We start from the raw sequence: 14058 nt of genomic DNA on the forward strand, positions 1-14058 counted from the left end.
GGTACGAGGACGGCCCGGGTGCGCTCAGTGCGTACCCGGGCCGTCCTCGTGCGGGGTGTTCGGGGTGTGCGGGGTTACAGCTTCTCGATCACGTAGTCCACGCACTTCGTCAGTGCCTCGACGTCCGCCGGGTCGATCGCCGGGAACATCGCCACGCGCAGCTGGTTGCGGCCCAGCTTGCGGTACGGCTCCGTGTCCACGATGCCGTTCGCGCGCAGCGCCTTGGCGACGGCCGCCGCGTCGATCTCGTCGGCGAAGTCGATCGTGCCGATGACCTGCGAGCGCTTCGCCGGGTCCGTGACGAACGGGGCCGCGTACTTCGACTCCTCCGCCCAGCCGTACAGCGTCCGCGCCGACGTCGCCGTGCGCCGCACCGACCAGTCGAGGCCGCCCTGGCCGTTGAGCCAGTCCAACTGCTCGCCGAGCAGGAACAGGGTCGCGAGCGCGGGGGTGTTGTACGTCTGGTTCTTGCGGGAGTTGTCGATCGCCGTCGGCAGGCTGAAGAACTCCGGTACGTGGCGGCCGCTCGCGTGGATCCGCTCGGCGCGCTCGATCGCCGCCGGGGAGAACGCGGCCACCCACAGGCCGCCGTCCGACGCGAAGGACTTCTGCGGCGCGAAGTAGTACACGTCGCTCTGCGCGATGTCCACGGGCAGGCCGCCCGCGCCCGACGTCGCGTCCACCAGGACCAGGGAGCCCGCGTCGGCGCCCGGGACCCGCTCGATCGGGGCCGCCACGCCGGTCGACGTCTCGTTGTGCGTGAACGCGTACACGTCCACGCCCTCCTCCGCCTCCGGGTCGGGGTGCGTGCCCGGGTCGGACGCGATGACGGTCGGCTCCGCCAGCCACGGGGCCAGCTTCGCCGCCTTCGCGAACTTCGAGCTGAACTCGCCGAAGGACAGGTGCTGGGACTTGTTCTCGATCAGGCCGTGCGTCGCCACGTCCCAGAACGCGGTCGAGCCGCCGTTGCCGAGGATCACCTCGTAGCCCTCGGGGAGCTGGAACAGCTCGCGGACGCCCTCGCGTACGCGGCCCACCAGGTTCTTCACCGGGGCCTGGCGGTGGGACGTGCCGAGCAGGGACGTACCGGTCGCGGCCAGGGCGTCCAGCGCCTCCGTCCGCACCTTGGAGGGGCCCGCGCCGAAACGGCCGTCGGCGGGCTTGATGTCAGCGGGAATCTGGATCTCAGCCACGTAGGGAGCGTAGCTGTTTCTGGACGTGGGGGGTTTGGCTGGTCCATCCCGCGAGACGTTGCCCTGTGCGGGCGGTGGGTGGTTTCCCCGCGCTACCGCGCGGGGCCTGCCTCACCCGCCCACCCGTTTGCCCCGCGCCGGAAGGTCACCCGGGAGCGGGCGGGCTCGTCCTGGAGTTGATGTTCGCGGTGACTAGGGGCGCGGGCGTGGGCAACCTGTGGGGCATGGGTAACGGAAACGACTTGGAGCAGGTACTGCGGCGTGACGTCCGGGGGGACGTGGACTTCTCTGTTACGGGGCGGGCGTTGAACACCATGGACGCGTCCAACTACCGGCGCGTGCCGTTGGGCGTCGTCGCCCCGAGGGACGCGGGGGACGTGGCCGCCGCGCTGGCCGTCTGCCGGGAGCACGATGTGCCGGTGGTGGCGCGCGGCGGGGGGACGTCCATCGCGGGGCAGGCCACGGGGGCGGGGGTCGTCCTCGACTTCACGCGGCACATGGCGGACGTGGTGGAGCTCGACCCGGACGCCCGGACGGCCCGCGTGCAGCCCGGCCTCGTGCTGGACACCCTGCGGAGCGCCGCCGCCCCGCACGGGCTCACGTTCGGGCCGGACCCCTCCACCCACAGCCGCTGCACCCTCGGCGGGATGATCGGCAACAACTCCTGCGGCTCCCACTCCGTGGCCTGGGGCACGACCGCGGACAACGTCCGGGGGCTGACGGTCGTCTCGGCCGCCGACCCCACGGGCGCGCCCCGCCGCCTGGAGCGGGGGACCTGGGACGGCGCCCCCGAGGGCCTCCGCGCCCTGGTCGAGGGCGACCTCGCCCTGCTGCGCACCGGCTTTCCCGACCTGCCCCGCCGCATCTCCGGCTACGCCCTCGACGCCCTCCTGCCGGAGCACGGCCCCGACCTGCCCCGCTTCTTCTGCGGCAGCGAGGGCACCCTCGGCGTGCTCACGGAGGCCACCGTCCGCCTCGTCGAGGCGCCGCGCGCCCGCGCCCTCGCCGTCCTCGGCTACGCCGACGAGAGCGCCGCCGCCGAGGCCGCCCCCGGCCTGCTCCCGTACCGGCCCCTCACCGTCGAGGGCATGGCCGCCGACCTCGTGCGCGACCCGCGCGGCCTGCCCAAGGGAGGCGCCTGGCTGTTCGTGGAGACGGGCGGCGGCACGCCGGGTGAGGCCAGGGCGGGCGCCGACGCCGTCGTGCGGGGCGCGGACTGCCTGGACGCCGTCGTCGTCACCGACCCCGCGCGCCAGCGCGCCCTGTGGCGGGTCCGCGAGGACGCCTCCGGCACGGCCACGCGGATGCCGGACGGCAGTGAGGCCTGGCCCGGCTGGGAGGACTGCGCGGTGCCGCCCGCCCGCCTCGGGCCCTACCTGCGCGACTTCCGCGCCCTCCTCGGCGAGCACGGCCTGCGCGGCACCCCGTACGGGCACTTCGGCGACGGGTGCATCCATGTGCGGATCGACTTCGACCTGCTCACCGGCCCCGGCATCGCCCGCTTCCGCCGCTTCTCCGAGGACCTCGCCGACCTCGTCGTCGTCCACGGCGGCTCCCTCTCCGGCGAACACGGCGACGGGCAGGCCCGCGCCGAACTCCTGCCGAAGATGTACGGCCCCGAACTCGTCCGCCTCTTCGAGCGCGCCAAGGACCTCTGGGACCCCGCCGGTCTCCTCAACCCCGACATGCTCGTCCGCCCCGCCCCCCTCGACACCAACCTCCGCTTCACGCCCCTGCCCCGCGAGCCCGTCGACGTCGCCTTCGGCTATCCGCACGACGGCGGCGACTTCTCCGCCGCCGTCCGCCGGTGCGTCGGCGTCGCCAAGTGCCGTACGACGACGGCCGCTTCGGGCGGCGGCGTGATGTGCCCGTCCTTCCGCGCCACCGGCGAGGAGGAGCACTCCACGCGCGGGCGCGCCCGGCTCCTGCACGAGATGCTCGCCGGGGAGGTCGTCACGGACGGCTGGCGCTCCACGGAGGTACGGGACGCGCTCGACCTGTGCCTGTCCTGCAAGGGCTGCCGCTCCGACTGCCCGGTCGGCGTCGACATGGCCACGTACAAGGCCGAGTTCCTGCACCACCACTACGCGGGGCGGCGCAGGCCCGCCGCGCACTACGCCATGGGCCGCCTGCCGCGCTGGCTCCGCCTGCTCGCCGCGACCCGCACGGCCCGCGTCGCCAACCTCCTCGCCGCCGTCGGCCCGCTGGCCGCCCTCGCCAAGCGCCTCGGCGGGATCGAGCCCCGGCGGGCGCTGCCGCGGGTGGCGCCGCTGACCTTCCGGCAGTGGTGGCGACGGCGTACGCGCGGTGACATGTCCACCCATGGCACGGTCGGCACCGTCGCCCCCGGCGGCACCGTCGTCCTCTGGCCCGACACCTTCACCGACCACCTCTCGCCCTCCGTCGCCCGCGCCGCCGTCCGCGTGCTCGAAGCCGCGGGGCTGACCGTCGTGCTGCCCCCGGACGGCGTGTGCTGCGGGCTCACCTACGTCTCCACGGGCCAGCTCGACCAGGCCCGCGCCGTGCAGCGCCGCACCCTGGAGCTGATGCGTCCGCTCCTGGCCGCGGGCACGCCCCTCGTCGTCCTCGAACCGAGCTGCGCGGCGGCCCTGAAGACGGACCTGGTCGAGCTGGCCGCACCGGACGAGGCGGGGGCGCGGGAGCTGGCCGCGTCGGTGCGCACGTTCGCGCAGGCCCTTGAGGAGTACGCCCCCGACTGGCGGCCGCCGCGCCTGGACCGGCCCGCCGTCGGCCAGACCCACTGCCACCAGCACGCCGTGCTCGGCGACGCGGCCGAACGCCGGCTGCGCGCCGCCGCGGGCCTCGACGGCGAGCTGTCCGGCGGCTGCTGCGGCCTCGCGGGCAACTTCGGCTTCGAGAAGGGGCACTACGACGTGTCGACGGCCTGCGCGGAGGAGCAGCTGCTGCCCGCCGTCCGGCAGGCCCCGCCCGGCGCGGAGGTCCTGGCGGACGGCTTCTCCTGCCGCACCCAGCTGGAGCAGCTGGCGGGGGTGCGGGGGCGGCACCTGGCGGAGGTGCTCGCGGAGGCGCTGGACGAGGGGTGAGCGTGGGGCCGGGGCCAAAAGGTTTCACAATCCCGGCTTAGTCCATTACCTTGGACGATGAAGTCCATGAGGTTGCACTGTACGGGTGGTCGTCGTGGCGGCGACGGCGGGAAAGGCTTGGCGTGAACATCTCGCGTACGGACGGGGCGGCGGCGCCCGAGGGTCTGGCTGCCGCCGAGGCGCCGGTCACGGTCGGGCAGCCCGAGGTGGCGGGGGCGGCGGCCCTCGGTGCCGACGGAGGGGTGTCCGCCGACACCGGCGGAGGCCGTCGCGCGGCCCTCGGCCCCGTCGGCCTCGTCCTCGCGGGCTGTGTCTCCGTCCAGTTCGGCGGGGCCATCGCCGTCAGCCTGATGCCGCGCGCCGGAGCGCTCGGCGTGGTCACCCTGCGCCTCCTCTTCGCCGCCCTCGTCCTGCTCGTCGTCTGCCGCCCCCGCCTGCGCGGGCACTCGCGGGCCGACTGGGGCACCGTCCTCGCCTTCGGCGCGACGCTGGCCGCGATGAACGGCCTCTTCTACCAGGCCGTGGACCGCATCCCGCTGGGCCCCGCGGTCACCCTCGAAGTCCTCGGCCCGCTCGCCCTGTCCGTGATCGCCTCGCGCCGCCTGGTCAACGTGGTCTGGGCGGGGCTCGCCCTGTGCGGCGTCTTCCTGCTCGGTGGCGGCGGCTTCGGCGAACTCGACCCGGTCGGCGTGGCGTTCGCCCTCGCGGCGGGGGCGATGTGGGCCACGTACATCGTGTTCAGCGCCCGGACGGGCCGCCGCTTCCCGCAGGCGGACGGGCTCGCCCTCGCCATGGCCGTGGCCGCGGTCCTCGTCCTGCCCCTCGGCATCATCGAGTCCGGCTCGAAACTGACGGTCCCCAGCACCCTGGGCCTCGCGGCCGCGGTCGCCGTCATGTCCTCCGTCCTGCCCTACACCCTCGAACTCCTGGCCCTGCGCCGCCTGCCCGCCTCCACGTTCGCCGTGATGATGAGCCTGGAACCGGCCATCGCCGCCGTCGCGGGCTTCCTGATCCTCGACCAGTCCCTCACTCTCGTCGAGTCCCTCGCGATCACCCTCGTCATCGCGGCCAGCATGGGCGCGGTGCGGACGCAGGTGGGTCGGGGGAAGGCGAAGACGGCGCCCTGAGCCGGGACTTACCATCGGAAGTGCAGCAGCCTGAGCGAACGCACTGGGGTGACCGTGAGCAACTGGGCCGACTTGACGAACGGTAAGCGGATCAAGCACCTGCGGGGCTCGGATCTGACGCAGCAGCGGCTCGCCGAGGCCGCGGGGCTCTCCCTCGCGCTGGTGCAGAAGGCCGAGCAGGACCGGGGTGAGCTGTCTGTCGGTTCGTTGCTGAAGCTGGCGCATGCGTTGAACACGGACGTGTCGGTGATTCTGGGGCAGCAGGCCCCTCGCCGGGGGATGAGCCAGGACGCCAGGACTGCTGTACGACGGCTTTCCGACGCCGTGCACGACAGTGCCCTCGGCGACTGGGGCGGCATCGAGGACCCGAGCACACTCGCCGAGCTGTCGACCGCTCACGATCGTGTGTGCGCCACCTACTGGCGAGGCGAGTACGGGGAGTTGAGCGAACTCATCGCCAGGGTGCTGCTCGAAGGGAGCGCCAGGTACGGGCAAGCGACGGGCGCTGAACGCGAACGTCTGGGCTCGCTCCTGGCGAGCACCTACCAGTTCGCGTCGTCGGCCGCGGTCCTGCTCGGGCAGCGGGATCTCGCCCTGAGCGCGCTCACCTCCGCGCGCCATCTGGCGGACGACTCCGGTGACGCTGTGCTCGCTGCGCTCCTGGAGTCGACGTTGTCGTGGATTCACCTGCGGAGCGCGAGGGTTCCCCGGGCGGTTGCCGTCGCGGAGCGGGCGGCCTTGCGGATCGAGCCGTCGTTCAGCAGCGCGGACCGCCCCCAGCTGATGGCGTATGGCAGGTTGATGATCTCCGCAGCTGTGGCCGCCTCGCGGCGAGGAGACGCCGTGTCCGCGGACGACTACCTCTCGCAGGCGCACGCGGCAGCCGCCCGGCTCGGTCGTGACGAGGCGATGTACGGCACGCATTTCGGCCCTACCGCGGCGAACACCGAGGCGGTGGGCATCGCCGTGGCACTGGGCAACCACGGCAAGGCGCTGAAACTGGCCTCGCACACCCAACTGCCCTCTTCCATGCCCAAACTCGCCCGCAACCGCTACAAACTCGACGTCGCCCTCGCCCAGTGCGCCGCCGGGCTCCACGACCAGGCCGGGGACACCCTGATCGAGGTCGGCCTCGACGCCCCGGAGTGGGTCAGGCACCAGGCGCTGCCCGGCGTCATCGGCAAGCGCCTGGCGAAGGTGTCCACGGCCCGCGTGCGGACCATCAGCGAACTGATCGGCGTACCCCTGATCGCCTGAGCCCTACGGAGCGTACGAGCGGGGGCCTGGCAACCTCGCGCGGTCGCACGCCGCATCACTTCACTCCGTGTGATCGTCCGGGCACGCTTTCCGTATGGTCGGCATCGAGAGCGGACAGCAGAGGCAGGGGCGGACGGGAATCCGCCGCACCGAGGGCGAGTTGAGGCGGCGGGCGGGGCTCGCCGACGCCGCGGCGGGCCTCGCGCCGGGGGAGGCCGACGTGCCGGCGCGGGCCGCGAGGATAGAGCGGTTCCGCTGTGTGATCTACCTGTGCGGTGCCGCGTGCGTGGACATGGCGGCGCCCCGCAAGGAGTGCACGGAGTACGCCGAGGCGTTCGGGTGGGAGATCGCGGACGTGATCGAGGAGTACGCGGGGCTGCTGCCGCCGCATGGGCGTCCCGGGCTCGGGCGGGCCGTCGAGTACGTCAACTCCCGCGCGGCGGGAGCGGTGCTCACGGCATGGCGAGCGATGATCTCGCCGGTCGCCCAGGAGTACGACGAGGTGGCGCGGGCGATCGAGAGGGCCGGGGGCTTCCTGCACGTCAAGGAACCGGCGTGGGGCGGGCAGGGCGGCGCGCCGACGGGCAGGAGTGCTTCATGACCATCTACGAGAACAGGGCGATCTCCGACTGGCTGGCGCACGCCGACCCCGCCCCGGACCGCGTCCGTGCGGAGTGGGCGTACCGGGGCATCGCGCTGCTCCCGCTCGGCCGTCGCTTCGACGCCGTGCGCGTTCCCGCCCGGCGCGTCCACGCCGCCGTGGGCAGCGACGAACCGCGAACGGTGGCCGCCGCCCTGGCCGACTGGATGCAGGGCCCGGTGATCCGGGACACCCGCGGCGACGGCCAGGCGTACTACGTGCTGGTCGCCCCGTGCGCCGACTGGGACGGCGCCGAGGAACGCCTCGGCACCGGCGCCTACCTCGGCGTGCCCCGCCTCGGCGGCCCCTCGATGCTCGCGGCCTGGGTGGTCCCGCCCCCGCACCCCGGCGGCCTCTGCGACCCGGCGCACCTGCGGGCCCTGCTCTCGACCGCCGACGCCCTGAGGCGGGTCGAACCATGAGCCCGCCCCGCCCCGTCGCGCCCCCGCCCGACGACCGGGCGTCCCGCCTCTACGCCGCCTACCTGCGGCACCTCGACGCCTGCCCGCAGGACCACATCACGACCGCCTGCGCCGAGGGCACCCGCCTGCGCCGGGCGTGGCGGGAGGCGCAGGCCGCCTCCCCGTGGTCCGTGGGGGTGCGGGGAGGCGGGGCGTAGGTCCCGTCCCGCAAAAAAATAACCAAGCACGCTTGCTTGTTTCTTCTCGCGCTGCCATGCTCCCTGGCACACCGCCCTGCCCGGAGGGGAGCGCACCGTGTCCGACGTCAGTGCCGTGCTCGACGATCTGCGTGCCGAGAGCGACGAACTCGACCAGCTGGTCGGGGACTTGGGGGAGGCGAGCTGGGCGCTCGACACGCCCGCGGTCGGCTGGACCGTCGCCCACCAGATCGCCCATCTCGCCTGGACCGACCAGGCCGCGCTGCTCGCGGTGACCGACGCCGACGGGTTCGCCGCGCACGCGGCCGTCGCCCTGAAGTCGCCGGACACGTTCGTCGACGACGGTGCCCGGGAGGGGGCCGCGGCGGCGCCGGGAGAGCTGCTTGCCCGGTGGCGGGCCGGGCGGGACGCGTTGCAGTGCGTCCTGCGGGCCGCGCCCGCCGGGGCCCGCTTCCCCTGGTACGGGCCGCCCATGTCCGCCGCCTCCGTCGCGACCGCGCGGATCATGGAAACCTGGGCCCACGGCCAGGACGTCGCCGACACCCTCGGCGTCCGGCGCGCCCCCACCGACCGCCTCCGGCACGTCGCCCGCATCGGCGTCCGGGCCCGCGACTACGCGTACGCGGTACGCGGACTCACCCCGCCCGCCGAGGAGTTCCGCGTCGAACTCGTCGCGCCGAGCGGCGACTTGTGGGCGTACGGGCCGGTCGAAGCGGCCCAGCGGGTCACCGGGCCCGCCCTCGACTTCTGTCTGCTCGCCACGCGTCGGGTGCACCGCGACGATCTGGCGGTGCGTGCGGAGGGGCCCGACGCGGAGCAGTGGCTCGACATCGCGCAGGCGTTCGCGGGGCCGCCGGGGGAGGGGCGGGCGAGCGCGAAGGGCGCCGAGGAGGGCGGGGCGTGAGCGCCGAGGCGGAGGGGAGGGGCGGGCGCGGCCCCCTGCGGATCGGCAACGCCTCCGGCTTCTACGGCGACCGCCACACCGCCGTGAGGGACATGCTCACCGGCGGCCCCCTGGACGTCCTCACCGGCGACTACCTCGCCGAGCTGACCATGCTCATCCTCGGCAGGGACCGCCTCAAGGACCCGGACCGGGGGTACGCGAAGACGTTCCTGAAGCAGATGGAGGAGTGCCTGGGGGAGGCCATCGACCGGGGCGTGCGGGTCGTCACCAACGCGGGCGGCCTCAACCCGGCCGGACTCGCCGAGCAACTGCGGGAGTTGGCCGAACGCCTCGGCCTGGACGTGCGCGTCGCCCACGTGGAGGGCGACGACCTCGGCCCCCGCTTCCGCGACGCCCTCACCGCGCACGCCTACCTCGGCGGCTTCGGCATCACGGAGGCGCTGCGCGCGGGCGCCGACGTCGTCGTCACCGGCCGCGTCACCGACGCCGCCCTCGTCACCGGGCCCGCCGCCGCCCACTTCGGCTGGGGCCCCGGCGACCACGACCGGCTCGCGGGCGCCGTCGTCGCCGGGCACATCCTGGAGTGCGGCACCCAGGCCACCGGCGGCAACTACGCCTTCTTCCACGAGTTCGACCCGGCGGCGCTCGCCCGCCCCGGCTTCCCGCTCGCCGAGGTGCACGCCGACGGCTCCTGCGTCATCACCAAGCACGACGGGACGGGCGGAGTCGTCGACGTCGGCACGGTCACCGCGCAGCTCCTGTACGAGACGTCCGGCGCCCGCTACGCCGGGCCCGACGTCACCGCCCGCCTCGACACCGTCCGCCTCACCCAGGTCGGCCCCGACCGCGTCCGCGTCGACGGCGTGCGCGGCGAGGCGCCGCCGCCCACCCTCAAGGCCGGGCTCACCCGCGTCGGCGGGCACCGCAACGAAGTCGTCTTCGTCCTCACCGGCCTCGACGTCGACGCGAAGGCGGATCTCGTACGCGCCCAGATCGAGGACGCCTTCGACCGGGCCACGTCGCGCCCCGCGTCCGTCCGTTGGGAACTCGCCCGCACCGACCGCGCCGACGCGGACACCGAGGAGACCGCCAGCGCCCTGCTGCGGCTCGTCGTGCGCGACCGGGACGCGGACGTGGTGGGCCGCGCCCTCAGCGGCGCCGCGATCGAGCTGGCCCTCGGCAGCTACCCCGGCTTCCACGTCACCGCCCCGCCCGGCAAGGGCACTCCGTACGGCGTGTTCGAGGCGGTGCACGTCGACGCCGCCTCCGTACGGCAGGTGGCGGTGACGCCGGACGGGCTGCGCGTGGACATCCCCCCGGCCACGGCGGGCGGGACGCGAGAGCTCGCCGACGTCGAACCACCGGAGCTGCCCCAGCCGTTGGCGTACGACCGGACCCGGCGCCTGCCCCTGGGGACGATCGCCGGTGCCCGGAGCGGGGACAAGGGCGGGGACGCCAACGTCGGCGTCTGGGTGCGCACCGACGACGCCTGGCGGTGGCTCGCCCACCACCTGACCGCCGACCGGTTCCAGAGCCTCATCCCGGAGAGCCGCGAGCTGAAGGTCACCCGCCACCTGCTCCCCAACCTCCGCGCCCTCAACTTCCACGTCGAGGGCATCCTCGGCGCCGGAGTCGCCTCACAGGCCCGCTTCGACCCGCAGGCCAAGGGCCTCGGCGAGTGGCTGCGCGCCCGCCACCTCGACATACCGGAGGTACTGCTGTGACCGTGCTCGCGTCCGCGCTCGACCCGGCGAGCCCCGAGTACGCCGACCACCGCGCCGCCATGCTCGCCAAGCTGGCCGACCTCGACGCCGAGCAGGCCAAGGCGCTGGCGGGGGGCGGCGAGAAGTACGTCCAACGCCACCGCGACCGGGGCAAGCTCCTCGCGCGGGAGCGCATCGAGCTGCTGCTCGACCCGGACACGCCGTTCCTGGAGCTGTCGCCGCTCGCGGCGTGGGGCAGCGAGTACCCGGTCGGGGCCTCCATGGTGACCGGCATCGGTGTCGTCGAGGGCGTGGAGTGCCTGATCACGGCCAACGACCCGACGGTACGCGGCGGTGCCAGCAACCCCTGGACGCTGAAGAAGGCGTTCCGCGCGCACGAGATCGGCCACGCCAACCGGCTGCCGTCCATCCACCTGGTGGAGTCCGGGGGCGCCGACCTGCCGTCCCAGAAGGAGATCTTCATCCCGGGCGGCGCCCTGTTCAAGCACCTCACGCAGTCGTCGGCGGCGGGGATCCCGACCGTCGCCGTGGTCTTCGGCAACTCCACGGCGGGCGGCGCCTACGTCCCCGGCCTGTGCGACCACGTGATCATGGTCAAGGAGCGCGCGAAGGTGTTCCTCGGCGGGCCGCCGCTGGTGAAGATGGCCACCGGCGAGGAGAGTGACGACGAGTCTCTCGGCGGCGCCGAGATGCACGCCCGTACCTCAGGCCTCGCCGACTACCTCGCCGAGGACGAGCGCGACGCGCTCCGCCAGGCCCGCCGCGTCGTCGCCCGCCTCAACTGGCGCAAGGCGCACGCCGACCCGGCCGCCCCCGCCGAGCCGCCCAAGTACGACGCCGACGAACTCCTCGGCATCGTCCCCGGCGACCTGCGCACCCCCTTCGACCCGCGCGAGGTCATCGCCCGCGTCGTCGACGGCTCCGACTTCGACGAGTTCAAGCCCCTGTACGGGACGAGCCTGGTGACGGGCTGGGCGCGCCTGCACGGCTACCCGGTCGGCGTCCTCGCCAACGCGCAGGGTGTGCTGTTCTCGGCGGAGTCGCAGAAGGCCGCCCAGTTCATCCAGCTCGCCAATCAGCGCGACATCCCGCTGCTCTTCCTGCACAACACCACCGGCTACATGGTCGGCAAGGAGTACGAGCAGGGCGGCATCATCAAGCACGGCGCCATGATGATCAACGCGGTGTCGAACTCGAAGGTCCCGCATCTGTCCGTCCTCATGGGCGCCTCCTACGGCGCCGGGCACTACGGCATGTGCGGGCGCGCCTACGACCCCCGCTTCCTGTTCGCCTGGCCCAGCGCCAAGTCCGCCGTCATGGGCCCCCAGCAGCTCGCGGGCGTCCTGTCGATCGTGGCGCGGCAGTCGGCGGCGGCGAAGGGCAAGCCGTACGACGACGACGCCGACGCGGCCCTGCGCGCGATGGTGGAGCAGCAGATCGAGTCCGAGTCGCTGCCGATGTTCCTCTCGGGGCGCCTCTACGACGACGGCGTGATCGACCCGCGCGACACCCGCACCGTCCTCGGCATCTGCCTGTCCGCGCTGCACACGGCCCCGGTCGAGGGCGCGCGCGGCGGCTTCGGCGTCTTCAGGATGTGAGGAGAGGTGACGGAACCACCCATGATTTCCAAGCTGTTGGTCGCCAACCGGGGCGAGATCGCCTGCCGCGTCTTCCGTACGTGCCGTGATCTCGGCATCGCCACGGTCGCCGTCCACTCCGACGCCGACGCGGACGCACTGCACGTACGCGAGGCCGATGAGGCGGTACGCCTTCCCGGGGCGGCGCCCGTGGAGACGTATCTGCGCGGCGAGCTGATCGTGAAGGCCGCGCAGGCGGCGGGCGCCGACGCGATCCACCCCGGCTACGGCTTCCTGTCCGAGAACGCCTCCTTCGCGCGGGCCGTCACCGACGCGGGCCTGGTGTGGATCGGGCCGCCGCCGGAGGCCATCGAGGCGATGGCGTCCAAGACGCGCGCCAAGGAGCTGATGGGCCTTGCGGCACCGGCCGTGGACGCGGTCACGGAGGCCGACCTGCCGGTGCTCGTGAAGGCGGCCGCCGGAGGTGGCGGGCGCGGCATGCGGGTCGTACGGGAACTGGACGCCCTGAAGGGGGAGTTGGAGGTCGCGCGGGCCGAGGCGGCGAGCGCCTTCGGGGACGGCGAGGTGTTCGTCGAGCCGTACGTCGAGGGCGGGCGGCACGTCGAGGTGCAGATCATGGCCGACGCGCACGGGACGGTGTGGGCGCTCGGGACGCGCGACTGCACCCTCCAGCGCCGCCACCAGAAGGTCGTCGAGGAGTCCCCGGCACCCGGGCTCTCCGACGAGCAGGTGCGCGCCCTGCACGACGTGGCGGTCCGGGCCGCCCGCGCCACCGACTACCGGGGCGCGGGCACCGTCGAGTTCCTCCTCGCACCCGACGGCACCGCGCACTTCCTGGAGATGAACACCCGCCTCCAGGTCGAACACCCCGTGACGGAGGCCGTGTTCGGCCTCGACCTCGTCGCGCTGCAGATCCGCATCGCCGAGGGCGAGCCGCTGCCGGGCCCCCAGCCGCCGCCCGCGCACGGCCACGCCGTCGAGGCCCGCCTGTACGCGGAGGACCCGGCGGCCGGATGGGCCCCGCAGACCGGCACCCTGCACCGCGTCGCCGTGCCCGACGGGGTGCGCCTCGACTCCGGCTACGCGGACGGCGACACCGTCGGCGTGCACTACGACGCGATGCTGGCGAAGGTCGTCGCCCACGCGCCGACCCGCGCCGAGGCCCTGCGCAAGCTGGCGGGCGCCCTGGAGCGGACCGTGGTCCACGGCCCGGTCACCAACCGGGACCTCCTCGTGCGCTCCCTGCGCCACCCGGAGTTCACGGCGGCCCGCATGGACACCTCGTTCTACGACCGGCACCTGCCCGCGCTGACCGGCCCCGGCACGGGCCCCGACGTCCGGCACGCCCCGCTGGCCGCCGCACTCGCCGACGCCTGCGGCCGCTCCCGCTTCGGCGGCTGGCGCAACCTCCGCTCCCAGCACCAGGTCAAGCGGTACCGGACCGTGGCGGACGGCGCCGAGCACGAGGTCCGGTACACGCACACGCGCGGCGGCCCGGCCGCCGACGGTGTGCGGGTGGTGCGGGCCGCGCCCGACGCCGTGGTCCTCGAAGCGGACGGCGTGCGGCGGGAGTTCGCCGTGGCGTCGTACGGCGAGGGGCGCGTGTACGTCGGGAACGTGGCCCTCGACGTGCTGGTGCCGCTGCCCGAGCCCACCGTGCGGCAGGAGCCGGGCTCGCTGCTCGCGCCGATGCCGGGGACGGTCCTGCGGGTCGCGGAGGGCCTGGCGGAGGGCGCGCGGGTCGAGGCGGGGCAGCCGGTGGTGTGGCTGGAGGCGATGAAGATGGAGCACCGCGTGGTGGCCCCGGCCGCGGGCGTCCTCGCCGCGCTGCACGCCGTGCCGGGGCGGCAGGTCGAGGTGGGCGCGCTGCTCGCGGTGGTCCAGGAGGACGCGTAGCCGACGGCGGCCCCACGGGACGTACGGACGCGGCG

11 protein-coding genes are annotated in these 14058 nt (G+C 74.2%); 10 read left to right on the forward strand and 1 reads right to left on the reverse strand.

Translation table 11 applies throughout. The features are described 5' to 3' along the window. Positions 1–74: 74 nt before the first annotated feature. A complete protein-coding gene (gene serC / locus ACZ6AA_RS19480) occupies positions 75–1193 on the reverse strand; it encodes a phosphoserine transaminase (protein WP_468481293.1) in 1119 nt (372 codons plus the stop codon). A gap of 224 nt (positions 1194–1417) precedes the next feature. On the opposite strand from serC, the gene ACZ6AA_RS19485 reads away from it, so the two are divergent. The 10 genes from ACZ6AA_RS19485 to ACZ6AA_RS19530 all read left to right on the forward strand — a co-directional run bounded on the left by ACZ6AA_RS19485 (position 1418) and on the right by ACZ6AA_RS19530 (position 14023). After that, positions 1418–4258, forward strand: coding sequence for an FAD-binding and (Fe-S)-binding domain-containing protein (locus ACZ6AA_RS19485; RefSeq protein WP_471459105.1), 2841 nt, complete (start codon positions 1418–1420; stop codon positions 4256–4258). Between the two features lie 206 nt (positions 4259–4464). Further along, a complete protein-coding gene (locus ACZ6AA_RS19490) occupies positions 4465–5385 on the forward strand; it encodes an EamA family transporter (protein WP_468481428.1) in 921 nt (306 codons plus the stop codon). A gap of 54 nt (positions 5386–5439) precedes the next feature. Continuing rightward, a complete protein-coding gene (locus ACZ6AA_RS19495) occupies positions 5440–6642 on the forward strand; it encodes a helix-turn-helix domain-containing protein (protein ID WP_468457273.1) in 1203 nt (400 codons plus the stop codon). A 94-nt stretch (positions 6643–6736) separates the two neighbouring features. After that, entirely contained in the window at positions 6737–7243 is a 507-nt protein-coding gene (locus ACZ6AA_RS19500) for a recombinase family protein (protein WP_471459107.1), read from the forward strand. Beyond that, positions 7240–7704, forward strand: a complete 465-nt coding sequence (locus ACZ6AA_RS19505; protein WP_468457269.1) for a hypothetical protein — start codon at positions 7240–7242, stop codon at positions 7702–7704. Before ACZ6AA_RS19500 ends, ACZ6AA_RS19505 begins: the two co-directional genes overlap by 4 nt. Continuing rightward, positions 7701–7901, forward strand: a complete 201-nt coding sequence (locus ACZ6AA_RS19510) for a hypothetical protein (protein ID WP_468457267.1) — start codon at positions 7701–7703, stop codon at positions 7899–7901. Before ACZ6AA_RS19505 ends, ACZ6AA_RS19510 begins: the two co-directional genes overlap by 4 nt. Positions 7902–7998: 97 nt before the next feature. After that, the gene (locus tag ACZ6AA_RS19515) at positions 7999–8805 is read left to right on the forward strand and encodes a TIGR03084 family metal-binding protein (protein WP_468457265.1); all 807 of its coding nucleotides are present in this window, start codon (positions 7999–8001) and stop codon (positions 8803–8805) included. Further along, the gene (locus ACZ6AA_RS19520) at positions 8802–10529 is read left to right on the forward strand and encodes an acyclic terpene utilization AtuA family protein (RefSeq protein WP_471459109.1); all 1728 of its coding nucleotides are present in this window, start codon (positions 8802–8804) and stop codon (positions 10527–10529) included. Before ACZ6AA_RS19515 ends, ACZ6AA_RS19520 begins: the two co-directional genes overlap by 4 nt. Further along, the gene (locus tag ACZ6AA_RS19525; protein WP_471459111.1) at positions 10526–12127 is read left to right on the forward strand and encodes an acyl-CoA carboxylase subunit beta; all 1602 of its coding nucleotides are present in this window, start codon (positions 10526–10528) and stop codon (positions 12125–12127) included. Before ACZ6AA_RS19520 ends, ACZ6AA_RS19525 begins: the two co-directional genes overlap by 4 nt. 21 nt (positions 12128–12148) lie before the next feature. Beyond that, complete coding sequence (locus ACZ6AA_RS19530) at positions 12149–14023, forward strand: acetyl/propionyl/methylcrotonyl-CoA carboxylase subunit alpha (protein WP_471459112.1); 1875 nt, start codon at positions 12149–12151, stop codon at positions 14021–14023. The last annotated feature ends 35 nt before the right edge of the window (positions 14024–14058 follow it).

The organism is Streptomyces sp. NPDC040610, from assembly GCF_055594065.1.